Source organism: Bradyrhizobium sp. Gha (assembly GCF_900113735.1).
GTDB lineage: Bacteria > Pseudomonadota > Alphaproteobacteria > Rhizobiales > Xanthobacteraceae > Bradyrhizobium.
Genome location: NZ_FOQM01000036.1, coordinates 28140 through 53065 on the forward strand (window position 1 = coordinate 28140; position 24926 = coordinate 53065).

The window sequence follows — 24926 nt, forward strand, 5'->3', positions numbered from 1 at the left end:
AGCTCATGAAACTCGATACAGCACCCACGGCCGATTTCTCCGACGAGCAGAAGCGCTATCTCGAAGGCTTCATGTCCGGCATGCAGGTCGGACGTGTCGGCCGCGCCTTTGCCGCCCGCGGTGCGCCCGCGGCAGCCACACCGTCCGAACCATCAGGCCCGGACGCTGCGGCGATCAAGGCGCAGGACAAGCTCACGGCGGCGGGCAAGAAGCTCGCCGACCAGGAGAAGTTCAAGCGCGAGATGCATCCCTTCGATGCCTATGAGCGGCTGAAGGACCAGGCGCGCAACAATGCCAATCCGACGCCGGCGGACAATTTCCGCTGGCGCTATTACGGCATCTTCTGGGTCGCGCCGGCGCAGACCTCGTACATGGCGCGTCTGCGCATTCCCAACGGCATTCTGAAGCACTGGCAGATGTCGGGCCTTGCCGACATCGCCGAAAGCTGCGGCGGCGGCTATACCCACGTCACCACCCGGGCGAACTTCCAGATCCGCGAGATCGAGCCGAAGAACGCGGTCAAGCTGATCGAGGCCGTGCAGGACGTCGGCCTCTGCTCGCGTGGTGCCGGCGCGGACAACATTCGCAACGTCACGGGCACGCCGACGGCGGGCATCGATCCTCAGGAGCTGCTCGACACCCGCCCCTATGCGCGCGAATGGCACTATCACATCCTCAACGACCGCTCGCTGTTCGGCCTGCCGCGCAAATTCAACGTTGCCTTCGACGGTGCCGGCAAGATCGCCGCGCTGGAGGAAACCAACGACATCGCTTTCACGGCGGTCGAGGTGAAGGACGGCCACGGCGTCGAGCCGGGTGTGTGGTTCAAGCTCGGCCTCGGCGGCATCACCGGCCACAAGGATTTTGCGAAGTATTCGGGCATCGTCGTTCGCCCCGAGGACGCGACCGCTGTGGCCGATGCCATCGTGCGCGTCTTCATCGAGCACGGCGACCGCACCAACCGCAACAAGGCGCGGCTGAAATACGTGCTCGACACCATGGGCCACGACGGTTTCCTCAAGCTGGTCGAGGAGCGCCTCAAGAAGCCGTTCGCGCGCGTGCCGGCGGAAGCGCTGGCACCGCGGCCGCTGTCCGACCGCATGGCCCATATCGGCGTACACAAGCAGAAGCAGGCCGGCCTCAACTGGGTCGGCGTGGCGCTGCCGGTCGGCAAGCTCACCAGCGAGCAGATGCGCGGGCTCGCCAAGATTTCGCAGGAGCTCGGTGACGGCGATATCCGCCTGACGGTCTGGCAGAACCTCCTGATCTCAGGCGTGCGTGACGAGAGCGTTGCGCTCGTCACCGCCGCGGTCGAGAAGCTTGGCCTCGCGACGCAAGTCTCGAACGTCCGCGCCGGCCTGATCGCCTGCACCGGCAACGCCGGCTGCAAGTTCGCGGCTTCCGACACCAAGCGCCATGCCGCCGCGATCGGCGACTGGTGCGACGAACACGTCAATCTGGACACGCCGCTCAACATCCATCTGACCGGCTGCCATCACTCGTGTGCCCAGCACTACATCTCTGACATCGGTCTGATCGCGGCCAAGGTCCCGGGTGCGAGCGAGGATGACCAGGTCGAGGGCTATCACCTGTTCACGGGCGGCGGCTTCGGTCCCGATGCCGATATCGGGCAGGAGGTGTTTCATGACGTGAAGGCCGAGGATGTGCCGAAGAGGGTCGAGGGGCTTTTAAAGGCCTATCTCGCCAAGCGGACCTCACCCGAAGAGACGTTCCTGACCTTTTCCCGTCGCCATGACGGCGAAGCCTTGCGCAAACTGGCCGAAGCGGAAGTAGCAGCATGACCCAGATGACCGTGCCTCCCAAGATCGAGATCATTCCGGCGAATGCACCGTTCACCGATGGCCAGCGCCTTTGGCTGAACGGATTTCTCGTCGGCATGTTCGGTCTCGACGGCTCGACGCCGCTGTCGCCGGCCGAGAACGGCGCCGTGCTGGCGCCGCAGGGCGATGGCGACGACGGGGAGGCGCCCTGGCATGATCCGGCGATGCCGATCGCCGACCGCATGAAGCTGGCCGAGGGACGTCCGCTCCGCCGCCGCATGATGGCGGCGATGGCGCAGCAGGATTGCGGCCAGTGCGGTTACAATTGCGCCGATTATTCCGACTCGATCGCCAACAAGAGCGAAGCCCGCCTCAACCTCTGCGCCCCCGGCGGCAAGGAGACGGCGCGGATGCTCAAGCAGCTGTTCGAGGAGATCGACAAGGCACCGGCTGCGAAGCCTGCGGCAGGGATGGCTGCGGCCGCGAGTGCACCAGCTGCGCCGGAGGCGAAGGCCGAGCTCGGTCGCACCCGTGAAAATCCGGCTGAAGCCACCTTCGTGTCGCGGCGCCTGCTCAACAAGGCCGGCTCCGAGAAGGAGACCTATCACGTCGAGTTCGATCTCTCCGAGAGCAAGCTCGATTATGTCGTCGGCGACAGCTTTGGCGTGTTCGCGCGCAACGATCTCGGCCTCGTCGACCAGATCATCGCCCTGCTCGGTGCCTCCCACACCACCAAGGTCAACAACAAGACGCTGCGCGAGGCGCTGGTGGAAGATGTCTCGCTGTCACCCGCGCCCGACAAGCTGTTCGAGCTGCTGTCCTTCATCACCGGCGGCGCGCAGCGCGAGAAAGCGAGGGCGCTGGCGCAGGGCGAGGATCCCGACGGCGATGCCGCAACGCTCGACGTGATGGCGGCGCTGCAGAAGTTTTCCGGCACGCGGCCGCATCCCGAGGCCTTCGTCGAGGCGTTGGAGCCGCTGCAGCCGCGGCTCTACTCGATCTCGTCGTCGCACAATGCCACACCCGGCAAGCTGTCGCTGACGGTCGATTCCGTGCGTTACGTCATCGGCAAGCGCAAACGGCTCGGGGTCGCCTCGACCTTCCTCGGCGAGCGCATCAAGGAGGGCGACAAGCTGAAGGTCTATGTGCAGAAGGCGCATGGTTTCGGTCTGCCGCAGGATCCGAAGATTCCTGTGATCATGATCGGCCCGGGCACCGGTATCGCGCCGTTCCGTGCCTTCCTGCTCGACCGCAAGGCCACCGGCGCGCAGGGCAAGAACTGGCTGTTCTTCGGCCATCAGCGCAGCGACTGCGACTTCTTCTACCGCGACGAGCTGAACGCGATGAAGACCTCGGGGCTTCTGACGCGGCTGTCGCTGGCCTGGTCGCGCGATGGCGAGAAGAAGTTTTACGTGCAGGACCGCATGCGTGAGCTCGGCCGCGAGCTCTGGACGTGGCTCGCCGAAGGCGCGCATCTCTATATCTGCGGCGATGCCAAGCGCATGGCCAAGGACGTCGAGCGTGCGCTGGTCGACATCGTCGCCCAGTTCGGCGCGCGTTCGACCGACGAGGCGGTCAGCTTCGTCGCCGATCTCAAGAAGAAGGGCCGCTTCCAGGCCGACGTGTATTGAGCGGCGCCGTCTCGGGACGATGGAACTGGAACCGGTTCCATCACCCTTGAACTTTAACGAATAATATTCCTGGAACTTGCGTATACAGAAAATTTTCTACTGCGAAACAGCGCTGAAAGGCGCTTCCATCGCTATTTGCACAATGATCTTACAGTCGTCGTGCTCGATCGTTCATACTCACCGCATGCTGCGTTGGAAATCGACCCTCCGGGAATTGTCGGCGGAAGCCAGGCTTCACCTCTATGCGCGTTCGCTCTCGCGCAGACCCGCGGCAAGCGTGCATCACATCGGGATCTATGGCGCGTGCGCGATCATCGCGGTTTTGGTCTTCGGCACGCTGTCGGTGCACCCGTTCTGATCACGCCCCGCGCTTGAACGGCGCGACCTCGATCCCCGCATCCTTCAACGCCTGCCGCAAGCCGCGTGCGATGTCGACGGCCCCGTGCGTGTCGCCATGGATGCACACCGTATCCGTGCGCATCTTGATGACCTTGCCGGTGACTGAGACCACCGCGCCATCCTGCACCATGCGCACCACCCGCTCCGCGATCGCCTTGGCATCGTGCAGCACCGCGCCTGGCTTCTTGCGCGAGACGAGATTGCCGTCGTCCTCATAGGCGCGGTCGGCGAAGACCTCGTGCACCATCGGCAGGTTGGCGTCTTCGCCTGCCTTCACCAGTTTCGAATTGGCGAGCACGACGAAGATCAGGCTGGGATCGACCGCCCTGATGCCGGCGGCAATCGCCTTGGCCGTCATGTCGTCCTCGCAGGCGACGTTCGACAGCGCGCCATGCGCCTTCACATGCGTCACCTTGTGGCCGGCCGCGGTCGCGATCGCCTGCAGCGCGCCGATCTGGTAGGCGACGAGGTTCTCGATTTCGGATGGTCTGAGTCCCGCGATCGGATGCCGGCCAAAACCGTGCAGGTCGCGATAGCCAGGATGTGCGCCGACCGAGACGCCGCGCGCTTTCGCCAGCTCAACCGTCCGCCGCATGATGTCGGGGTCGCCGGCATGGAAGCCGCAGGCGATGTTGACCGAGCTTGCAAGCTCGATCATGGCGGCGTCGTTGCCCATCTCCCACGCGCCAAAACCTTCGCCGAGGTCGCAATTGAGATCGATCGTCTTCATGGTTGCTCTCCGCCTTTGGTTTTGTTGTCTAAGGCTCCGCCGCGACCTGCCAGGTCCCGGCATCCATGGCGCTCACCGCATAGCCCGCGACGTTGGCATCGCTGAGCGCCTCGATGTTGAGCTCGACCGTGTCGGAAGAGCGCAAGCGATCGGGTAGGCTGCGGATCAGCTGTTGAAACTTGCGCGCCTCGTCCTGCGCCTCAGCGATGGTGACCGCCCTGAAGCGGAACGCCGTGCCCGCCGAAGTCTGAGCGAGGCGGCCGACATCGGCCGTGATCACGGTTGCGATCTTGGGATAGCCGCCTGATGTGCCGCGATCCATCATCAGCACGATCGGCGCGCCGTTGCCGGGCACCTGGATGCTGCCGTTGACGGTGCCGTCGGAGACGATGTTGTGGCCGTGCAGATGCTTGATGGCGGGGCCTTCGAGCCGGTACCCCATGCGATCCGACGTCGCAGAGACCTTCCACTCGCTGTCGAGGAACAACGCCTTGTTGGCATCATCGAATTCGTCGTCCTGCGGACCCAGCACGACGCGGATCGGGCCGCTCACCGGCTTTGGCAATTCGATCCGCAACTCCGGCGTGGCGCTCGCAGCATCGACCGAGAACTCGTCGCCGGCCTGGAGCGGGCGCGGGTAGGGGCTGCCGAGGCCAGCGCGGGCATTCACCGCGAGGCTGCCGAATACCGGCTCGCCTTTGATGGCGCCTTCGATCGCGAGATACGTGAAGGCGCCGCCGCGGGCAAAGCCCAGCGTGAGCGTCTCGCCGTCCTTCAGCGTGACTGAGCTGTCCATGGCCACGGGCCGCCCGGCAATGTCCGCAGGGCGTGGCGCACCTGATATCGCGACGCGCACGGCGCCATCCCTGGCCGCGAACGTCGCGCCGAACGGGCCGATCTCGACCGCGGCCGCAAACGGCTCATTGCCGACAAGCGTGTTCGCGGCGGCCAGGGCTAACTGGTCCATCGCACCGCTGACCGTCAGGCCATAGCGCTGCGCGCCGTGTCGTCCGCCGTCCTGGACGGAGCTTGCAGGCCCGATGCTGGCGACGACGAGCCGGCTCATGGGTCCACCCGCTCCGCGATGATCTCGCCGGCTTCCGCGGCACGATCCTGCTCCTCGAACGTCTTGTGATCGATGGCGAAAAAAGTCACGCGATCGCCGGGTTCGGTGAGGAAGGTCGGGTTACGGTGGAGTTGATAGGTTCGCACAGGCGTGCGGCCGAGCAGGTGCCAGCCGCTGGGCGCCGCCAGACACTGGATGCCGGCCTGGATGCCGCCGATCGAGATCGTGCCTGCGGGTGTGAGGAGCCGGGGGCTTTGGCGTCGCGACATGTGCAGGGATTTGTCCAGGCCACTGAGATAGGACCAACCCGGCGTGAAGCCGATCATGGCGACGCGATAGTCGCCGCCGACGTGACGGGCGACGATATCGTCGGGCGTGGTGTTCAGCGCCTTCGCGACATCCTCGAGGTCGATACCGTGCTCGCCGCCATAGGCGACGGGTATGCGCCAGCGCCGCGTCTTGCTTGCCGGCGGCAGCGGTCGGCAGGCGATCGCAAGGATCTTTTCGCCGAGCGCCTCAAAGCCGATCTTGCCGGGATCGTAATGCACCAGCAGCGAGCGATAGGTCGGGATCGTCTCGGAGATGCCCGCGATGGGGCTTGCCGCGAGCGCCTTGTCGAGCGCGAGCACGCGCTCATTGGCGGCATCGTCGATGGTGCGCCTGAACTCGACGGTGACGGCACTGTCGCCACTGGGCAGGAGGCGGGGCGGGGGGAGCTTCGCGGCCATGACCTCTCGAAATCGGTCTTGAGAAAAGCGGGCTCAGCCTTGAGTTCCGCAATGCCTTTGCTTCGCGTAAATGCGTCCGCAAGTCCAATAAATTAATGTCGGGGTTGGCGATAAAGCCTTGTTATTGCGGCGCATAATGGCCAGCAGGGCCGCATTCTTGGCCCTTGACGGCGAGGCCCCGGCTCGCAAGATGCGCGCGTTCTTTCCCGAACCTCGGAGCTCGTTCTAATCCATGTCGCTGTCCCCCGAAGCCCGCAAGACCCTCGCCGGCATCACCACCGCCACCATCACCACGGTCCTGCTGAAGAAGGGCCTGCGGAATGTCTGGATGCGCGGTGCGCGTCCGCTGCGCCCGGGGCTGCCGCGGCTGGTCGGACCGGCTTTCACGCTGCGCTTCGTGCCGGCGCGCGAGGATCTGGCGACGCCGGAATCCTGGTCGTCGCCGATCTCGACCCGCACCGCGATCGAGGCGATGCCGGAAGGCTGCATCGCCGTGGTCGACGCCATGGGCATCACCGACGCCGGCATCTTCGGCGACATCCTCTGCGCCCGCATGGTCAAGCGCGGCGTCACCGCGCTCGTCACCGATGGCGTGGTGCGGGACGTCGAGGGCGTGCTCGGCACCAATTTGCCGGTCTGGTGCGACGGCTATGCCGCGCCGCCGTCGGTTGCGGGTCTCACTTTCGTCGGCTGGGGTGAGCCGATTGGCTGCGGCGGTGTCGCCGTGTTCCCGAACGACATCGTCGTCGCCGACCAGGACGGCTGCGTTCTGATCCCGCAGGCGATGCTCGATCACGTGCTCAATGAGGGCGTCGAGCAGGAGCGCATGGAAGCCTGGATCGTCAACGAGGTGAACAACGGCGCAGTGCTGCCGGGCCTCTATCCCATGAATGCCGAGACCAAGGCGCGCTACGCCGCCAGCAAGAAGTAACAGGAAACGAGGGACATCATGGACATTACACTCGCAGGTGCGCGGCCGACCCGCCGCGCGCCCAAGGAAAACTTCACAGGCACCGTGTTGCAGGACCCCATCAACATGGCGCCCGCGCCGGCGCGGCTGAACGTCTCGCGCGTCTCGTTCGAGCCTGGCGCCCGCACCAACTGGCATCACCATCCGCTCGGGCAGACGCTCTACGTGATTTCCGGCGTCGGCCGCGTCCAGACCAAGGGCGGCCCGGTCAAGGAGATCCGCCCCGGCGATACCGTCTGGATTCCGCCGAATGAAGTGCACTGGCACGGTGCCTCGCCAGGCAACAGCATGTGCCACATCGCCATGCAGGAAGCGCTCGACGGGGTCTATTCGACCTGGCTCGAGCCGGTCACTGACGCCGAGTACGGCGCAGCGCTCGGTTAATGCGGCCGCCCGCCTAGATCCGCTCCGCGGTCCACGTGCCCGAGCACATGGCACCATGCCAGGTGCCGGAGCCTGTGGTGCCGCTGAGCCGGCCTGAGCCGACGGCGTGCTTGATGCCGGTGCTTAAGGTGACGTTGATGCTCCCGGCGTCCGCGACGCGGCCTGACGCCGTCACCGCGGCGCTGCTCGAGGCGATCTGGCCGTTGCTGATTCCGATCGCGACGGTCGCGCCGTTACCGCAGGTGTCGCTCGATGACGAGATGCGCACATTCCATGCGCCGTCGAAGGTCGTGCCCGCAGCAGCCGCCTGCGCGAGCGGGGCAAGGATGGCGATAGCACTCGCGAAGAACCGTCTGCAAAGTCCGTTCATGACACGCCCCCGTTGTTGACCACGGGGATCGTGTCACGGGCGCGGAACCGGCGATGTGAGGGTCGTCACGCGCGAGATGCTCGGTGAAGTCTCGCACATCGCGACACCATGGCACGCAAAAGCAAAAAGGGACCCGGATCACGGGCCCCTTGTCTGCCTTGCCACGTCGCGCTTGAATCTAGTTCACGCGCGTCCAAGTCTGGCCGCCGCAGAACATGCCACCGAAGGCGCAGCCCTGCACGCGCAGGCGGTCGCCGCCCTTCAGCGAGATCGTGGAATCGTAGGTCGAACCGTTGTTGGGATCGAGGATGCGGCCCGACCATTTCTGGTCCTTGCCGGGCTTCATGTTGATCAGCACCTGTTCGCCATTCTGGTTCGACTTGCTGTCGACCGAATAGCCGCAGAGATTGTTGCCGCACTGCTCGATGCGGACCTTGCCTTCCTTCTCCTCGGTGAGCCAGACGCCGAGCGGTGAATTGACATCACGCGCGGGCGCGGCGGCTGGCGCCGGCGGCGCGACAGCCCCGGCCTGAGCCGGCGCAGGCGGCGGAGGCGGCGGAGGCGGCGCGGGCGGTGCAGTGGCCACCGCCGGCGCCGCGCTCGGCGCCGGTTGAGGCGGCGGTACCATCGCATCTTCGGCCGGAGCGGTGCTGGCGGTTGCTGCCGGAGGCGGAGGCGCTGGCGGCGGAGGCGGCGCTGCGGCTGCGGGAGCAGGTGGTGCGGGCGCTTGCTCTGGTGTGGGCGGGGCGGCGGCAGGAGCGGGGGCCGGCGCCGGTGCAACTGGCGTCTGTGGATCGACCGTGGCCTGCTGCGGAGCCTGCGGTTCGGCTTTCGGGCTTCCCTTCGCGTCGTTCTTTGTTTCGTTCTTTGTTTCGTTCTTGGCGTCGTTCTTGGCCTTCCTGGCCTTGCCTTGGCCAGTGTTGTCGTACACCCCGGGAATTTGCACCGTGCCGCGCTCGGGATCGATGCGGATGGTGCGCCCGCCATATTCGAAGGTGTACTGCGCCTGCGCAGCGGTGCTCGCCAAAAGGAATGCAGCCGTCGCCAACAGCTTCCTCATTTCCATCTCCCGAACAGGTGGTTCCCGCAGCAAGCAATACGCGCCGGTGCAACCGCCAAAAGTGATCTAGATCACTGTCACCGTATGAGTCGTCTCCATCGGGTTCGGGGTTCAATATCCCGAGAGTGGCCGGGGCAAGCCGGATGAGGACGCGGCTCAGTCGAACCAGGCGGCATAGATCTTCTTGTAGCTGCCGTCCTCCATGGAGATGTGCAGCCACTGGTCGACGAAGGCCTTCAGTGCCATGTCGCGCTGGAGCCAGTAGGCTTTCTCGGAGAAGTCGAACGGCTTGTCGGGATGCACGGCGCAGAGCACCCCTTGATGCTGCTTCTGCTGGTAACGGGTCTCGGAGGCATCCGTCATCATCAGGTCGGCATTGCCCTTGGCGATCTCGTCAAAGATCGCTGTATTGTCGGGGAACACGGTAATATCGGCGTCTTTGACGTTGGCGCGCGCGAAACGCTCATTGGTGCCGCCGGGATTGACGATGATTCGGGTGCCCTTCTTGTCGATGTCGGCGAGCGTCTGGTACTTGGCGGTGTCGGCGCAGCGCGCGATCGGCGTCTTTCCCTCGCGCATGATCGGCACTGTGAAGTAGCCCTTCTTCTGGCGGTCGAGCGTCACCGAGATGCCGCCCATGGCGATGTCGAACTGGTCGGCCTCGAAATCCTTCATCAGCTTCGGCCAGGCCGTGGGCACGAATTCGACCTTGACGCCGAGCGCCTTGCCCAGCGCCTCCGCCATGTCGACGTCGAAGCCGGAGAACTGCTGGGTGGCCTTGTCCAGATAGGTGAAAGGCTTGTAGTCGCCGGTCATGCCGACGCGCAACGTGCCGCGCTTGATGATCTCGTCGAGGCGCGAGGAGGCCGGCTGCTGCGCGTAGGCCGAAAGGTCGGCCAGCACCATCACGGCCAATGCCGCCAGGATTCGAACGGACAGTCGAACAGTCATTCGAACGATCATCTCTTTTCCACCCAAGCCTTTTCCACCCAAGCCTTTTCGAGCCAAGCCTTTTCGAGCCAAGCCCGAGGTGCCATTGTGCAGTTCTCGACTCGTGGATTTAGACCAGATGCCAGTTTCTGGCGAGACGGAATTGAAGGGAATCCGAGCGTGACGATTTCGATGTACGAGGCCTCGGTCGGCCTCTTCGTGCCTTACCTGCGCAACCTCTCCGTCCTGCTGGACAAGGGTGTTGCCTATGCCGAAACCCGCAAGTTCAATCCGGCGGTCCTGCTCGGGATGCGGATGGCGCCGAACATGTACGATCTGGCGCAGCAGGTCGGCGAAGCCTGCCGTCATGCCACCGTGGCTCCGGCCTTGCTGGCACAGTGCGAGCCGATCGCGCTGCCGCCGCTCGAGCACGACATGGCCGGGCTTCAGGCGCGGATTGCAACCTCAATCGAATTCATTGAAAGCCTGCCGCGCGCCGAGATCGATGCGGCCGCGGAGTTGAAGGTTTTCTTCAAGCTGAAGAACGGAACCGAGCTGCCCTTCACCGGGCGGACGCTGCTGCTCACCAACAGCGTCCCGCAGTTCTTCTTTCACGTCACGACCGCGTACGACCTGCTGCGGCACGCGGGCGTCGAACTCGCGAAGAAGGATTTTCTGGGCAGGAAGTAATTACGCCTCGCCCTTGCGCTCGTAATCAGCGAGCGAGCTGCGGCCGGCGATCTCGCTGCGCAAAAGTTCGAACCGCCGATGCGCTTCGTCCTCGTGCTCGTCGACGAAACGCACAGCGGCTTCGCTCGACATCGGGCCGCTGACAACGGGAGTGGACTGTTCGCCGATGGTCTCGTGAACGTAATACTGGCCATCGTCCTCGCGATGGACCGTCCATTTCAGCCGGATCGCCACCATCGGGCCCGGACCGACCTTGCTGTAGCCGTCCGCGTCGGAGTGGTCGGGGACCAGCGGCTGCTCCTCGACCATGGGATGCTCGTCGACCACATGATCGTCTTCAACGGCCGGGTGCTCACCGACGACGACGATCTCCGTCTCGCGGATCGTCTCGGTTTCGCGGACGACCAGGGTCGACTCGGGGTGCTCCAAAATGCTGGCGATGGTCGCCAGCGCGTGGTCAGTCGGGTCGATCTCTGCCAAGGGTCCATCCTCCAGCTCGACGCGGCCGGCAAAGTCTGTCCCACTGCCGCCGCGGCCGGATACATTACGCGGGTTTGATTAAGGCTGAGTTGGGGCCTCATCTGCACCAAAATGGGACGCATTCTGGCCATCCGAAGGCGGCCCAGATCGGCCGCCTTGCGGATTTACATCAACCGAGCACGTCCTGATTGATGATGTTCTGCCTGATGGGATCGCCGTCCAGCACACTCAGGATGTTGCGCGCGGTCTGCTCGCTCATGCGGCTCACGGCCTCGACGGTGACCCCGGCAACATGCGGGGCGATGATGACGTTGGGCAGGGCGAACAGCGGATTGCTGACGGGCGGCGGTTCGACCTCGAACACGTCTATGCCGGCACCGGCTAGCTTGCCGGAGACGAGTGCGTCGTGCAGCGCGGCTTCCTTCACGATGCCGCCGCGCGCGGTGTTGATGAGATAGGATCTCGGCTTCATCCGGCCGATCCTGTTAGCGTCGAACAGGCCGACGGTCTCAGGCGTCTTGGGGCAGTGGATGGTGACGAAGTCGGCCTTGGAGAGCGCCGCGTCGAGATCGGTGACAGGCTCGCAACCGGCAGCCTTGATGTCGGCGGCAGGCTTGTAGGGGTCGTAGACCTGCACGTTCATTTCCATCGCCTGGCAGCGCTTGGCGGTGCGGGTGCCGATGCGGCCGAAGCCGATGATGAGGACCGTCTTGCCGTAGAGGTCGAACGGCAGCATGCCGAGGCGGCCGGCCCATTTGCCGTCCTTGACGCATGCGTGCAGCTCGTTGGCGCGCTTGGCCAAGGTCAGCATCATGAACAGTGCCGCTTCCGCGACCGACGGCGAGTTCGCGCTGCCGGCCACCATCAACGGCACCTTGCGGCGCGACAGGGCCGATACGTCGACGGCGTCGTAGCCGACGCCGATGCGGGTCACCACCTTCATGTCCTTGGCCGCGTCGAGCTCGGTCTCGCCGAAGGCGGTGGCGCCGAGCGCGACGCCATGAACCGGCGCATGGCTCTTCAGCAGAGCCTCGAAATCCCCGGCGGAGATCAGGTTCGGAAATTCGACGAGCTCGATATCGTCCCGCTGGGTGAGGAGGGCACGTGCCCCTTGCGACAAAGTTTGTGTAACGAAAATCTTCTTCTTGTTGGTCGCCATCGCTCCCCGCCTGCTCGCGTTTCTTGAGCCGGCATCACAGCACGACGCCGGTCTCCTCGTTTAGCAGGTGCATGTTGTTGAGGTCCATCGCCAAACGCATGGGTGCCCCGTCCTTGGCGCCGGCACCGGGATTGACGCGGCCGCAGACCGGCGTGCCGTCGAGCCCGAAATACACCAGCGTCTCCATTCCCATCGGCTCGGTGACGTCGAGCACGGTCTCGAAGGTCTCGACGCCGGGGTCGAGATGTGCGCGCGCCTCGGTGAGATGCTCGGGGCGGATGCCGAGCAGCAGCTTGTCGGTGCGTGGCAGCGCGTTGTAACGCGCGGCGCGGGCCGGCGGCAGCGCAAAGGCAATGCGGTCGGTCAGGCGGATCCGGAGCGTGCCGGCGGCATCTTCCAGCCGGCACGGGATGAAGTTCATGGCGGGCGACCCGATGAAGCCTGCGACAAAGCGCGTGGCCGGCTTGTGGTAGAGTTCGTTGGGCGTGCCGATCTGCTCGATCCGCCCCTTGTTCATCACCACCACGCGGTCGGCCAGGGTCATGGCCTCGACCTGATCGTGGGTGACGTAGACGGTCGTGGTGCGCACCTTCTGGTGCACTTTCTTGATCTCGATCCGCATCTGCACGCGCAGCTTGGCGTCGAGATTGGACAGCGGCTCGTCGAACAGGAAGACCTTTGGATTACGCACGATGGCGCGCCCCATTGCGACGCGCTGTCGCTGGCCGCCGGAGAGCTGCTTCGGCTTGCGGTCGATCAGGTCGGTGATGTCGAGCAGGCGGGCAGCTTCCGTCACCCGCGCCTTGATCTCGGCCTTGGGATAGTGCTTCAGCCGCAGCCCGAACGACATGTTCTCGGCGACCGTCATGTGGGGGTAGAGCGCGTAATTCTGGAACACCATGGCGATGTCGCGATCCTTCGGCGGCACGTCGTTGACGACGTCGCCGCCGATCATGATGTCGCCGTCGCTGATGTCCTCGAGCCCTGCGATCATGCGCAGCGTGGTGGACTTGCCGCAGCCGGAGGGGCCGACCAGCACGATGAACTCATGGTCGGCGATATCGAGATCGATGCCGCGCACCGCTTCGACGTCGTCATAACGCTTGATCACCTTACGCAGGGAAACGTCGGCCATTGCACTTCAACCCCTCGATTTCAACCCTTCGTCGCACCGGCGGTCAGGCCGGCTATGTAGTAGTCCATCAGGAAGGCGTAGATGATCAGTGGCGGTGCCGCGCCGAGCAGCGCGCCGGTCATGATCTGCCCCCAGTTGAAGACGTCGCCCTTGATCAGCGTCGTGGTGATGCCGACCGGCAGCACCAGCTGGTCGACCGATGTCGTGAACACGAGCGGATAGAGGAACTGGGCCCAGGACACGGTGAAGGCGAAGATCGTCGCCGCGATCAGGCCGGGCAGCGCCACCGGAATGAAGATCCGCAACAGGGTCTGCAGCCAGGAAGCACCGTCGATGATCGCGGCCTCGTCCAGCTCTTTCGGGATCGAGGCGAAATAGCCGATCATGATCCAGGTGCAGAACGGCACGGTCAGGGTCGGATAGATGAAAACCAGCACGTACCACCGGTTCAGCAGCGTAATGCCCGTGAAGTCCTGGATCACCGCCAGCATCTTGAACAGCGGAATGAACAGCAGGCTGTCCGGGATCAAATAGGTGAGGAAGACGCCGGTCGCGAGTGTCGCCGAGCCCCAGAACTTCATCCGGGCCAATGCAAAGGCCGCGGGGATGCTGATCAGCATCGTCACGAAGACGACCACGATCGAGATGATGGACGAGTTCCAGAAGAAGCGCAGAAACTGGTTCGAGCTCAATAGCTCGACATAGTTCGACAGGGTGGGATGAAACACCCACCACGGATTGGTCGCCGCCGAAATCTCCGCGCTGCTCTTCAGCGAGGTGATCACCATGTAGACCGGCGGCGTCAGGAAGAAGATCGCAAACAGCACCAGGAAGAAATAGGACCAGCGCAGCGCCCAGGCGCGGTCGCGGCTCATGCTGCCGAGCTTGCGGGTTGGTCCGGCCTTGTCGATCGCCATCGTGCTCATCAGGCTTCGTTCCCACGTTTGCTGACATCGCGCAGGATGAAGATCGCCGCGACGGCGAGGATCGGCACCATGAACAGCGAGACGCAGGCGCCGAGCGGAATGTCGCTGCTCTGGATGCCGACCTGGAACGCCCAGGTGGCGAACAGATGCGTCGTATCCAGCGGGCCGCCCGAGGTCAGGATGCGCACGATGTCGAAATTGGCGAAGGTCACGATCAGGGAGAACAACGTCGTGATGGCGATGATGTTACGCATCATCGGCAGCGTGACGTACCAGATCTTCTGCCACCAGTTGGCGCCGTCGATCGCGGCGGCCTCGTAAAGCTGGTCGGGGACCGATTTGAGCGCGGCCAGGTACATGATCAGGAAGAATGGCGCGCCGTACCAGACGTTGACGAGGATGACGGAGAAACGCGCCCAGAAGGTCTCCCCGAGCCAGGGGATCGGGCCGACACCGAAGAACGAGAGCGTGTAGTTGAAGGCGCTGTAGGAGGGGTCGAACAGCCACAGCCAGGCCAGCGTACTCATCGCCGGCGGAATGACCCAGGGCACCAGCAGCATGCCGCGCCATTTGCGCTGCTTCTTGCCGGGAATGTTGTGGACGAAATGCGCGACGATGAAGCCGATCAGCGCCTTGAAGACCACGGCGGTGATCGCGAAGATGCAGGATTGTTTCACCACCATCCAGAACGTTTCGCGCTTGAACAGGAAGGTGAAATTGCCGAGGCCGACGAATTTGGTCATGGCCTTGTTCAGCGTCGCCAGATAGAGCGAATAGAACGCGGGATAGAGCACGAGCAGCGCGATCAGGAGGATCAGCGGCAGCGTCAGCACGAACGCCATGGTCGATTTCCGGCCCAGCAGATTGCGCAGACTTCTACCTTTTCGGGAGCGAGCGGAACCGGCGAGGCGACCTTGCTCAACGACGACATCGGCCATGGATCAGACTCTCTAGCGCAAACGGACGGTTCAACGGCGAAGCCGGCAACCGGTCGGCTTCATTGGCATGCGGAGGGAGTGAGCGCTCCCCCGGGCGGCTCACGCCCGAAAGCGTGAGCCGCCATGGCACTCGACAGGCTCAGGTTCGCATAAAGCCCTCGCACTCGTCCTCGGCCCAGGCGAGCGCCGTTTCCAGCTTCTCGCCCTGCGCAAAGCGCAGCGCCATCTTGGTCAGCGTGGCCTGGAAGTAGATCTGCTGGGCGATCTTCGGCGGCGCCGGTGAGGCGGCGATCGACAGGGTCTGACGATGATAGGGATCCGGATAGCTGAACAGCGTGCCTTTCGGCGGCCCTTCCTCGGCCCAGGTCTTGAACTTCGTCATGTTGGCGTAAGCAGGGAGATCATACCCGCCGCTGGCCACCACGAATTTTTCGATCGCCGCAGGCGAGGACAGATGGACGAGCAGGCTCTTGGCCGCCTCCTTGTTCTTGCCGAAGCTCCAGACTCCCCAGAAATAGGGCAGGAACGGCGCGAAACGGCCCTTCGGGCCCGCGGGCATGCCGTGCGTCCAGCACTGTTCGGCGACTTGCGGGGCATCGCGCTTGGCCACCGCCCAGGCGCTCGGCGGGTTCAGGATCATCGCGCCGCGGCCCGAGATCAGCCATTTATTGTTGGAGGCGTCGTCCCATGACGGGGCGTCCGCAGGCAGCACGGCGATCAGTTTCTTGTAGTATTCGAGCGCCTGCCGCACCTCGTCGGTCTTGACGGTGACGTCGCCCTTGGCGTTGACGAGCTCGGCGCCGAACGACTGGAAGATCGCACCCGCCGTGTCGACGCTGTCGGTGGTCTCACCCAGTCCGATGCCGAACGGGAAGCCGGCCTTCTGACAGGCTTCCGCCGCTTTCAGGAACGTCTCCATGTTCCAGTTGTCGTCTTTTGGCGGGCTGCCGACCGGATACATCTCCTGCACGTCGATCCCGGCATGCTTCTTCATGAGATCGATGCGGGAGCAGGGGCCCTTGATCTGGCTTCCCGGCGTGGCGGGCACGGCGAGCCATTTGCCGCCCGACTGCGCCAGATATTTGACGGTGCCGTTGACCTCGCCATTCTGCTTGATGAGCGGCTCCATCACGTCGTTGAGGGGCTCGAGGTTCTCGGAATAGGCGTGCGGCCACCAGCTCGGCATCTGCAGGATGTCGTGACCGGATTTCGCCTGCGCTTCGGCGGCGGCGGTCAGCTCAATCTTCTTGTTGTTGCTCGTGATGTAGTCAATCGAGACCTCGACCTTCTCCTTGTCGGCCCATTCCTTGACGAGCGCGGTGGAGGCGTCATTGGCGCCTGGCACCCAGTGGTCCCAGAAGCCGATCGAGAGCTTGCCGGCGGCGTAAGCGCCTCGGACATAGGGCGCTGCGATCAGCGCCGTGGAGGACATTGCAGTGGCCGCTACAAATTGACGTCGCGTCAGTGTCTTTCGTGACATCTCGTTTCCTCGTCCTGGTTTGTCTTATTGTTCTGTCGCTTCCTCTGGATTTCCCGAGTTTGTTTTTGATTGGTTGTTGTACGTTTCTTGTTGGCCGTCGTTCCACCGGCAAATAACGAGGGAGACGCGGCAAATTGGTAGCGCGATCAGATCATGATTGATTGCCTCTGTCGAGAAAGCCTGATGCCGCGCTCTCTAGAACTAACGTTGTGTATGCAGAGGCGGCAGCGCGCGTGGCGATGAGATTTTGTTGCTCTTATTGCGGCGCACACGTCGCGCGCCGCGACGCGCGACCATTCATGCGGAATTACGCCGCAGTTCCGAATGAGCCTGCATCACCGCATCGCGCGAGAACAGCTTTCAAACGGGGACAGCGTTGTCCGCGCCTAGACCTCGAGGTGGCGAAAACGGTAGAGTTGCAACCGGCAGGAGGCCTGCGTTTCGCAAAGGCACACAGATCGACATGGAGACCGATATGATCAACCCGGCGCCGCCCACCCGGCTTGGCCTGCGACACTGGCTCGCGCTCGGGTCCGTCCTGACGGCGCTGATTGGCGCGGTCGCGGTTGCGGATGCACAAGGCTTGGTCAAGGGCGTCCAGGATGGGGCCGCGGCGGGCAACAAGGCTGCCGGCCCTGTCGGAGGCGTGCTCGGCGGCGCCATTGGCGGCGTGGTCGGTGTCTTCACCGGTGTGCTCGGCGTCGGCAATAACAACGGCCAGCAGTCGGCTGCCAGGGACTCGAACAAGGACGTCAACAAGGACGCGTCCAAGGACGCGAAAGACGCCAAGCAGGCCGGCGCGGCCAAGGACAGGGATGCCAAGACGGCAAAGGCCGCCAGGGGAGCCAAAGCCAGTAAGGAGGCCAAGAACGCGCCTGCTGATACCGCCAAGGACAAGGATGTCACGGTCCTGACGCAGACCGCTGCGCCGCAACTGACCGCCGAGCAGATTGTCGCCAACAGCGACTCCTACATCGAGCGGATCAAGTCCGAACTGAACCTCACACCGGATCAGGAGAAGCACTGGTTCGGCTTCTCCAGCGCCATGCATTATCTCGGGCACAATGGCGCGGAGCGGCTCAACCTGCGCGTTGAGCGGGCCAAGCGGGATCCGCCCGATGACATCATCGAGCAGATGCGCAATGAGGCGCAATTCCTGATCGACCGTGCCGCCGACCAGCGCAACGTCGCCGACGCCGCCGAACCACTGTATTCGAGCCTCGATGACAAGCAAAAGGAGGTCTTCATCCAGGAGATGGTTCGCCTCAGCCATGAGCGCGGGCTGGATTGATCGAGTTGGATCCGATTCCCCGCGCCGAAATTAACGGCGCGCGCCACGAATTCGTGAATCCTTTCTGGATTTGGGATATGGTTAGCTTCGCAACGGGGCTGCGAGGTTGATATGGCGGACGGACTCTCCGTTTTCCTGGTCGAAGACGAGGCGTTGATCCGGATGATGATCGCCGACATGGTGGTGGAACTCGGCCATCACGTCGTCGCGGAAGCGGACAATGTACGAGATGCGAGCGCCTTCGCGATGACCGCGCAGTACGACTTCGCCATTCTCGATATCAATCTGATGGGGGTTTACGTCGATCCCGTTGCCGATTTGATCGAGCGGCGCGGCAAGCCGTTCCTGTTCGCCACCGGCTATGGGCCGGAATTGCTGCCGTCGCTGCTGCGGCGCAGGCCGATCTTGCGCAAGCCGATCGCGATGGACCAGCTCAAGATCATGATCGACTCGCTGTTTCCCGATGCGGCGGCGAAACTTCCGCACTGATCGACGGCGCCACCGACATATTCGATGATAAGGGCGGCGTGAACGAGCATGGCCGGCCGGAAGGGACGGCCATCTTGCGACGCAGGTTCCGTCAGTGTCTCACATCAGGCCGGCGCTGAGATCGACGCCGTGCGCGATCAGGCTGAACGAGGCAATGAGGCCCAGGCAGCAGAAGATGGCAATCGATTTAAGAGAATAATCGGTCGACCGGGTCTGGACGGCAGCCGCCGGCATTTCGGCGAGCGAAATCATGCTCATGTTCATTCCCCCTTTGTTGATCCTGAATTGCATCAGGTGAGGGAACCCTTAGAGCAAAAAGTTTGACGTAGGATTGCCAGGGATCCTTAACGGAATCGCCATCGATTGCGGACTTCTCGCCACCGACGGCAGGTCATGCAAGCCTTAGTTGCGGCCAGCCTTGAGCACCCTTGCAATGGTTTGGGCCGTCATGGCGGCGCGGTCCGATGCGCGCTGGGCGGCCAGCCGGTCCCGGGCCTTCTCCTCGATCAACAGCTCGATCAGCGCCATCCGCTTGTCGTCGTCGTCCGCCTCGGTCAGCAGCCGGTGATATCTGTGATAGTCGAAGCCCGCATCCTGCTTACGCATGTCACGCCCCCGCATACCTACGCCACATCAGCGAGAATTGTTTCCCATCGGAAACTGAGGGGCAAGCGCAATCTCGCGCCGAACTGCAGATTGGATGCAACCAGCTGTGAATTGCCGGAGCGGCGGGAAGCTGACGCGGGCGCAGCTCAATCCAGATTGTGATCGGCGAACATCTTCAGGCCGATAAAGCTAGCATCGGTCTTCATGACGAGGCGCGTCGGGATGTTGCGCAGATAGTCCTGAAAGCGTCCCTTGGCCTCGAACCGCGCGCGGAAGGCGGAGGCGGCGAGGAACTCCGGAAAGCGAGGCGCGATCCCGCCGGCGATGTAGACGCCGCCCCTGGAGCCAAAGGTCACCGCGAGATTGCCGGCGACGGAGCCGAGGATGGCGCAAAACATCTCGAGCGTCGCGCGGCTGAGCGCGCAACTGCCGTCCAGGGCCGCCCTGGTGATGCCGGCCGCATCGCGTTGCGGCACCTGGGCTTCATCGAGCTCGGCCATGGCCTCATAGAGGGATTGCAGCCCGGAGCCGGAGAGGGCGCCGCGCTCGATCGAGACATGGCCGAAGCGCCGGCGCATGGCGGCGATGACCCGCTCCTCGCGCTCGTTCTCGGCCGGCAGGGTCGCGTGACCGGCTTCCGTGACCACGGCGAGCCGGGAGCCGTGGCGCTCGACCAGGCAGGAGACGCCGAAACCGGTCCCGGGCCCGACCACCAGCAGCGGCTCCCCGGACATGCCATCCTGTCCGCCGAGCGGGATCAGGTCGGCCGGCTGAAGAGCGGGCAGCGACCAGGCCACCACCTCGAAATCGTTGAGCACATGGACGCTGTCGAAGCCGAGCGCCGGCTTGAGCTCGTTGCCGTCGATGACCCAGGGGCTGTTGGTCATGACGCAACGGTTATTGGTGACGGGACCGGCGACGGCGAGCACCGCCCGAACCGGCCTCTCGCTGTCGGCCCGCCGGAGCACGTCGCTGATGGCCTCGCGAACCGTCGGATGATCGGCGACTTTCACATAGTCGATCGGTCCGATCTGCTCGCCATTGCTCAGCGCGAAGCGCGCATTGGTGCCGCCGATATCGGCGAGAAGAATGTTTCCTGCCTTGCCGAAGCTCATGACCACCAGGCTGCCGTGGCCGTGCAAGCCGCGGAACCTTTCTCCTCCCGTCCTTCGATCCAATCCTGATGTCGCGGATACCAGAGAATCCGCGCTGGAGTACAGTTAGTAACACGGACCGCGCCAAAGCGTTGCACCCGGGGGAGGAGCGCCCGGCCGCCCGGACATCGTTGCAGGGATGGCAGCGGTTGCGAAGCAACACGGGAAGATCGACATTAACGAGCACGGCCGGCGCCGATTGCGCCGGGCGGATCAAATGAGGCCAGCGATGAAGATATCCGATCGCGACGTGCTGCTGGTGATCGACGTGCAGAACGATTTCTGCACGGGCGGGGCGCTCGCCGTCCCCGGCGGCGAGAAGGTGGTGCCCGCGATCAACCGCATTGCCCAAAAATTCGCCAACGTCGTGCTGACGCAGGACTGGCATCCCGCCGACCATGTCTCGTTCGCGCCGAACCACCAGGGCAAGCAGCCGTTTCAGACGATCGAGCTCGACTACGGCACCCAGGTGCTGTGGCCGGCGCATTGCGTGCAGGGCACGGCCGGCGCCCAATTCCATCGGGACCTCGATGCCACCAGCGCCAACCTGGTGGTGCGCAAGGGCTTTCGCCGTGGGATCGATTCCTATTCCGCGCTGTTTGAGAACGACAGGAGGACGCCGACCGGCCTGCTCGGCTATTTGCGCGAGCGCGAGCTGAAGACCGTCTTCGTCGCCGGTCTTGCGCTGGATTTCTGCGTCCGCTTTTCCGCCGAGGATGCGCGCAAGGCGGGCTTCGAGGTTGCCGTCATCGAGGACGCCTGCCGCGGCATCGATCTCGATGGCTCGGTTGCGGCGACCCATCGCAGTTTCAAGGAACTCGGCATTTCCGTCGTCAGCCTGGAGGCATTCCTGTGAGGATCACGCGGTAATGGTGGTGGAGAAAACGGGCCGGCAACCCGGCGGATCGGGCAAAGTCCACGACGACCCCGTGCTGTGGCCGTTTGCGGCGGCACGGCTTGCCATGGACGCCTGCTTCTGGTGGCTCGAGCGCGGCTCAGTGGAGCAGGGCGAGAGCGAGCTGCCCTGGACCACGCCAGGCACGGTGGCGCTGGAGCTTGCCACCATGCGGCTGCGCGATTGCGCGCGGGCGCGATCCGGCCAACCAGTCCTGGTTTGCGCGCCTTACGCGCTGCATCGGGCCCTGATCGCGGATTTTGCGCCCGGCCACAGCGTGGTGCAATCGCTGCAACAAGGCGGCCTCGATCGCATCTATCTCACCGACTGGCGCTCGGCCACGCCTGACATGCGCTATCTCTCGATCGACAGCTATCTGTCGGATCTCAACATCGCCATCGACGAGATCGGCGCGCCCGTTGATCTCATCGGCCTGTGCCAGGGCGGCTGGCTGTCGCTGCTCTATGCGGCGCGCTTCCCGGCCAAGGTGCGGCGGCTGGTGCTGGCAGGCGCGCCGGTCGATCTCTCCGTCGAGTCCAGGCTCTCGCAACTCGCCCGCAACGCGCCGGAGATGGTCTATGATCAGCTCGTCGCGCGCGGCGGCGGCAATGTCAGCGGCGACGAGATGCTGCACGTCTGGTCGAAGACGCCTGAGCGCGACGACATCGCCGCGGCCTTGCAGCAAGACCTCTCGGACGAGGAAGGCGTGGCCCTTCTGGCGCGCTTCGATCGCTGGAACACCGAGACGCTCAATTTGCCGGGGACCTATTACCTCCAGATCGTCAACTGGATCTTTCGCGAGAACCGCATCGCATCAGGCGAGTTCACGGCGCTTGGCCGTGCGATCGACCTGAAGGACGTCAAGGCGCCCATTTTCCTGCTGGCCGGGCTCGACGACGATGTCGTCCCGCCCGCGCAGGCGCTTGCGACGGTCAAACTCGTGGGCACGCCACCGCCTCTCATTGCCGCGGCTTCGGAGCCGAGCAACCATCTCGGCCTGTTCATGGGCGCGCGGACGCACGCCTATGCCTGGCCCCGGATCGCCGAATGGCTGCGCAACGACCTCTCCAGCGCGCTGGCGCGCAGCGCCTGACATCAGGCATGGCTTGCAAGTCCGTTATGCATGATGGCCGATGGCCTGCACGGGACCCCGTCGATGGGCTACATAGAGGATGGAGCCGGCGGCGGCCGGTCCGACAAGATCAAGGGTCCTTTGCGCGATGAGCTTCCACTCGATCTACGCCCACGGATTTGCGCGCGTGGCAGCCTGCGTCACCACCTCCCATGTGGCCGATCCCTCGGCCAATGCGAAGGCGGTCATCGCGGCGGCAAAAACCTGCGACGCACGATCGGTCGCTGTATCGGTGTTTCCCGAACTGTGCCTCTCGGGCTATGCGATCGAGGACCTCGTCAAGCAGGATCCGCTGCTCGATGCGGTCGAGCGCGGGTTGGCATCGATCGTCGAGGCCTCCGCCCCGCTGATGACGGTGCTGATCGTCGGTGCGCCGCTGCGCTTCGGCCATCGCATCTACAATTGCGCCGTGGTCATCCATCGCGGCAGCATTTTGGGCGTCGTGCCCAAGAGCTATCTGCCGACCTATCGCGAATTCTACGAGGGACGTCATTTCGCCTCCGGCGCCGGCATTGCGGGAGAGATGATCGCGTTCGGCCGACTGCAGGCTCCGTTCGGAACCGACTTGCTGTTCGCGGCCGAGGACCTTCCCGGTCTCACCATCGGCGTCGAAATCTGCGAGGACATGTGGATCCCGGTGACGCCGGCCTCCGAGCTTGCGCTGGCCGGCGCGAGCGTGCTGATCAATCTCTCGGGCAGCCCGATCACGATCGGCCGGGCGCGCTCGAGAGCGCTGTTGTGCCAGTCCACCTCCGCGCGCTGCCTCGCGGCTTATGTCTATTCTGCCGCGGGGGCAGGGGAATCCACCACTGACCTCGCTTGGGACGGCCAGACCGCGATCTATGAGAACGGCGTGCTGCTGGCCGAAGGCGAGCGCTTCAGGCAGGACGGCCAGATCACGTTGGCCGACGTCGATCTCGACCTGCTCAGGCAGGAGCGCGCCCTGATGGGCACGTTCGACGACAACCGCCGCCAGCGCGAGGGGTTCTACCGCAAAATCACCTTCTCCCTGAATCCGCCGGCGTCCGACATCGGCTTCCTGCGCAAGGTCGAGCGCTTCCCGTTCGTGCCGAGCGACGAGAGCCTGCTCGAGCAGGATTGCTACGAGGCTTATAACATCCAGGTTGCGGGCCTCGTGCAGCGCATGCGCGCCACCGGCACCAAGCGCGTGGTGATCGGGGTCTCAGGCGGTCTCGACTCCACGCACGCGTTGATCGTCGCCGCCAAGGCCGTCGACCTGCTCGGCCTGCCGCGCGAGAACATTCTGGCCTACACCATGCCGGGCTTTGCCACCGGCAGCGAGAGCAAGACCAATGCGCTGGCGCTGATGCAGGCGCTCAAGACGACTTGGCAGGAGCTCGACATCCGCACCACGGCCACGCAGATGCTCAAGGACATCGGCCATCCCTTCGGCTCGGGCGACAAGGTCTACGATGTCACCTTCGAGAACGTGCAGGCGGGCCTGCGCACCGACTATCTCTTCCGGCTCGCCAACCATCACGGCGGCATCGTCATCGGCACCGGCGATCTCTCCGAGCTCGCGCTCGGTTGGTGCACCTACGGCGTCGGCGACCAGATGGCGCACTATAATGTCAACGCCGGCGTGCCGAAGACGCTGATCCAGCATCTGATCCGCTGGGTGATCAGCTCGAAACAGTTCAGCGGCGATGTGAACGGAACGCTGGCCTCGATCCTGTCGGCCGAAATCTCGCCGGAGCTGGTACCGGTCAAGCCGGGCGAGAAGCCGCAGAGCACGGAAGCGTCCGTCGGGCCTTACGAACTGCAGGATTTCAACCTGTTCTACACGCTGCGCTTCGGCTTGCGGCCGTCCAAGATCGCCTTCATGGCGTTGCAGGCCTGGAAGGACGTCGCAAAGGGCGAATGGCCGCCGGCATTCCCGGCCGACAAGCGAAAGTCGTACGATCTCCCGGAAATCCGCCGCTGGCTTGAGGTGTTCTTGCGGCGCTTCTTCGCCTTCAGCCAGTTCAAGCGCTCGGCGATGCCGAACGGGCCAAAGGTTTCGGCCGGCGGCTCCTTGTCGCCGCGTGGCGACTGGCGTGCGCCCTCGGATTCGAGCGCGGCGGCATGGCTTGAGGATCTCGAGCGGAACGTGCCGAAGTGATCCTGACATCGGATAGGGCGGCCCAAAACGACTTCGCGCCGCCCGGCTGATCAAGCCGGCGGCGCGACGTTGCGATTTAGAAAGTACCGAGGTCCGGAGTGCCTAGGAGTCCGGACCTCGTCACCTTGCCCCAGCCTTCAACCCCCGCCCCATGCGGTCCCCCAACCCCATGTAGCGCGATCAGAGGGTGATGCCCTTGGAAGTGGCCGCCGATCGATGAGCGTGATGTACGCGAGGTCTCGATAGGATTCCATTCCGGAGCACTACGGACCAAAATGCGCTTGATCGGCCCGCGAATGCGTGAGGCTGCGCGCGCTCCGCTCGGCGAGAAGATCGCGCCTTGCAGCTTCACGCCCTCACGGTGTGCTATCGCGATCCTG

At 64.2% G+C, this 24926-nt stretch carries 25 protein-coding genes; 10 read left to right on the top strand and 15 right to left on the bottom strand.

The genetic code is table 11. From position 1 onward, the window contains the following. Positions 1 to 5: 5 nt before the first annotated feature. The gene (locus tag BM222_RS31455) at positions 6 to 1802 is read left to right on the top strand and encodes a NirA family protein (RefSeq protein WP_177243580.1); all 1797 of its coding nucleotides are present in this window, start codon (positions 6 to 8) and stop codon (positions 1800 to 1802) included. Continuing rightward, positions 1799 to 3412, top strand: a complete 1614-nt coding sequence (locus BM222_RS31460) for a sulfite reductase subunit alpha (RefSeq protein WP_092237137.1) — start codon at positions 1799 to 1801, stop codon at positions 3410 to 3412. Before BM222_RS31455 ends, BM222_RS31460 begins: the two co-directional genes overlap by 4 nt. 358 nt (positions 3413 to 3770) lie before the next feature. Here BM222_RS31460 and BM222_RS31470 read toward each other — a convergent pair whose 3' ends face one another. Genes BM222_RS31470 through pxpB form a run of 3 tightly spaced genes read right to left on the bottom strand, consistent with a single transcriptional unit; the run spans position 3771 to position 6335 of the window. Continuing rightward, positions 3771 to 4541 carry a LamB/YcsF family protein gene (locus BM222_RS31470; RefSeq protein ID WP_092237142.1) on the bottom strand — a complete coding sequence of 257 codons (771 nt, stop codon included), beginning with the start codon at positions 4539 to 4541 and terminating at the stop codon, positions 3771 to 3773. Positions 4542 to 4569: 28 nt separating this feature from the next. Continuing rightward, a complete protein-coding gene (locus BM222_RS31475; RefSeq protein ID WP_092237147.1) occupies positions 4570 to 5607 on the bottom strand; it encodes a 5-oxoprolinase subunit C family protein in 1038 nt (345 codons plus the stop codon). Next, entirely contained in the window at positions 5604 to 6335 is a 732-nt protein-coding gene (pxpB, locus tag BM222_RS31480) for a 5-oxoprolinase subunit PxpB (protein ID WP_092237150.1), read from the bottom strand. The genes BM222_RS31475 and pxpB overlap by 4 nt, the downstream gene beginning before the upstream one ends. Positions 6336 to 6567: 232 nt before the next feature. Here pxpB and BM222_RS31485 point away from each other — a divergent pair, with 232 nt between their 5' ends. Beyond that, positions 6568 to 7266 (top strand): ribonuclease activity regulator RraA, encoded by a 699-nt coding sequence (locus BM222_RS31485; RefSeq protein WP_036012452.1) that lies wholly within the window; start codon positions 6568 to 6570, stop codon positions 7264 to 7266. Between the two features lie 18 nt (positions 7267 to 7284). Further along, positions 7285 to 7689: a (R)-mandelonitrile lyase gene (locus tag BM222_RS31490; RefSeq protein ID WP_092237153.1), complete on the top strand. Its 405-nt coding sequence runs from the start codon at positions 7285 to 7287 to the stop codon at positions 7687 to 7689. Positions 7690 to 7702: 13 nt separating this feature from the next. On the opposite strand, the gene BM222_RS31495 is transcribed toward BM222_RS31490, so the two are convergent. From BM222_RS31495 to BM222_RS31505, 3 genes are all read right to left on the bottom strand, one after another. Then, positions 7703 to 8059 (bottom strand): hypothetical protein, encoded by a 357-nt coding sequence (locus tag BM222_RS31495; RefSeq protein ID WP_092237155.1) that lies wholly within the window; start codon positions 8057 to 8059, stop codon positions 7703 to 7705. A gap of 178 nt (positions 8060 to 8237) precedes the next feature. Next, positions 8238 to 9119, bottom strand: coding sequence for a DUF2147 domain-containing protein (locus tag BM222_RS31500; protein ID WP_177243581.1), 882 nt, complete (start codon positions 9117 to 9119; stop codon positions 8238 to 8240). Between the two features lie 156 nt (positions 9120 to 9275). Beyond that, positions 9276 to 10070, bottom strand: coding sequence for a transporter substrate-binding domain-containing protein (locus tag BM222_RS31505; protein ID WP_177243582.1), 795 nt, complete (start codon positions 10068 to 10070; stop codon positions 9276 to 9278). Between the two features lie 171 nt (positions 10071 to 10241). Between BM222_RS31505 and BM222_RS31510 the strand changes: the two genes are divergently transcribed. Continuing rightward, a complete protein-coding gene (locus tag BM222_RS31510; RefSeq protein ID WP_092237161.1) occupies positions 10242 to 10739 on the top strand; it encodes a DUF1993 domain-containing protein in 498 nt (165 codons plus the stop codon). Here the strand turns inward: BM222_RS31510 and BM222_RS41485 are convergent, their stop codons facing one another. The 6 genes from BM222_RS41485 to BM222_RS31540 form a co-directional block, all read right to left on the bottom strand. Further along, positions 10740 to 11219 carry a hypothetical protein gene (locus tag BM222_RS41485; protein ID WP_177243583.1) on the bottom strand — a complete coding sequence of 160 codons (480 nt, stop codon included), beginning with the start codon at positions 11217 to 11219 and terminating at the stop codon, positions 10740 to 10742. A 169-nt stretch (positions 11220 to 11388) separates the two neighbouring features. Next, complete coding sequence (locus tag BM222_RS31520) at positions 11389 to 12378, bottom strand: hydroxyacid dehydrogenase (protein WP_092237163.1); 990 nt, start codon at positions 12376 to 12378, stop codon at positions 11389 to 11391. A gap of 34 nt (positions 12379 to 12412) precedes the next feature. Further along, positions 12413 to 13513 carry an ABC transporter ATP-binding protein gene (locus tag BM222_RS31525; protein ID WP_092237166.1) on the bottom strand — a complete coding sequence of 367 codons (1101 nt, stop codon included), beginning with the start codon at positions 13511 to 13513 and terminating at the stop codon, positions 12413 to 12415. A gap of 20 nt (positions 13514 to 13533) precedes the next feature. After that, the gene (locus BM222_RS31530) at positions 13534 to 14439 is read right to left on the bottom strand and encodes a carbohydrate ABC transporter permease (RefSeq protein ID WP_092237169.1); all 906 of its coding nucleotides are present in this window, start codon (positions 14437 to 14439) and stop codon (positions 13534 to 13536) included. Next, entirely contained in the window at positions 14439 to 15377 is a 939-nt protein-coding gene (locus BM222_RS31535) for a carbohydrate ABC transporter permease (RefSeq protein ID WP_092237172.1), read from the bottom strand. Before BM222_RS31535 ends, BM222_RS31530 begins: the two co-directional genes overlap by 1 nt. 139 nt (positions 15378 to 15516) lie before the next feature. Beyond that, a complete protein-coding gene (locus BM222_RS31540; protein ID WP_092237175.1) occupies positions 15517 to 16857 on the bottom strand; it encodes an ABC transporter substrate-binding protein in 1341 nt (446 codons plus the stop codon). A gap of 475 nt (positions 16858 to 17332) precedes the next feature. On the opposite strand from BM222_RS31540, the gene BM222_RS31545 reads away from it, so the two are divergent. Next, positions 17333 to 18148, top strand: a complete 816-nt coding sequence (locus tag BM222_RS31545; RefSeq protein WP_092237267.1) for a Spy/CpxP family protein refolding chaperone — start codon at positions 17333 to 17335, stop codon at positions 18146 to 18148. A 111-nt stretch (positions 18149 to 18259) separates the two neighbouring features. Further along, positions 18260 to 18637, top strand: coding sequence for a response regulator (locus BM222_RS31550; RefSeq protein WP_092237180.1), 378 nt, complete (start codon positions 18260 to 18262; stop codon positions 18635 to 18637). A 99-nt stretch (positions 18638 to 18736) separates the two neighbouring features. Here the strand turns inward: BM222_RS31550 and BM222_RS41490 are convergent, their stop codons facing one another. The 3 genes from BM222_RS41490 to glk all read right to left on the bottom strand — a co-directional run bounded on the left by BM222_RS41490 (position 18737) and on the right by glk (position 20358). Further along, positions 18737 to 18889 (bottom strand): hypothetical protein, encoded by a 153-nt coding sequence (locus BM222_RS41490; protein ID WP_177243577.1) that lies wholly within the window; start codon positions 18887 to 18889, stop codon positions 18737 to 18739. A gap of 150 nt (positions 18890 to 19039) precedes the next feature. Continuing rightward, positions 19040 to 19243, bottom strand: coding sequence for a hypothetical protein (locus BM222_RS31560; RefSeq protein ID WP_092237186.1), 204 nt, complete (start codon positions 19241 to 19243; stop codon positions 19040 to 19042). A 146-nt stretch (positions 19244 to 19389) separates the two neighbouring features. Next, positions 19390 to 20358, bottom strand: coding sequence for a glucokinase (glk, locus tag BM222_RS31565; protein ID WP_092237270.1), 969 nt, complete (start codon positions 20356 to 20358; stop codon positions 19390 to 19392). A gap of 256 nt (positions 20359 to 20614) precedes the next feature. Here glk and pncA point away from each other — a divergent pair, with 256 nt between their 5' ends. From pncA to BM222_RS31580, 3 genes are all read left to right on the top strand, one after another. Further along, complete coding sequence (gene pncA / locus BM222_RS31570; protein WP_092237189.1) at positions 20615 to 21253, top strand: bifunctional nicotinamidase/pyrazinamidase; 639 nt, start codon at positions 20615 to 20617, stop codon at positions 21251 to 21253. A 16-nt stretch (positions 21254 to 21269) separates the two neighbouring features. Then, positions 21270 to 22385, top strand: a complete 1116-nt coding sequence (locus BM222_RS31575) for an alpha/beta fold hydrolase (protein ID WP_092237273.1) — start codon at positions 21270 to 21272, stop codon at positions 22383 to 22385. Between the two features lie 127 nt (positions 22386 to 22512). Further along, positions 22513 to 24546: an NAD(+) synthase gene (locus BM222_RS31580; protein WP_092237192.1), complete on the top strand. Its 2034-nt coding sequence runs from the start codon at positions 22513 to 22515 to the stop codon at positions 24544 to 24546. The last annotated feature ends 380 nt before the right edge of the window (positions 24547 to 24926 follow it).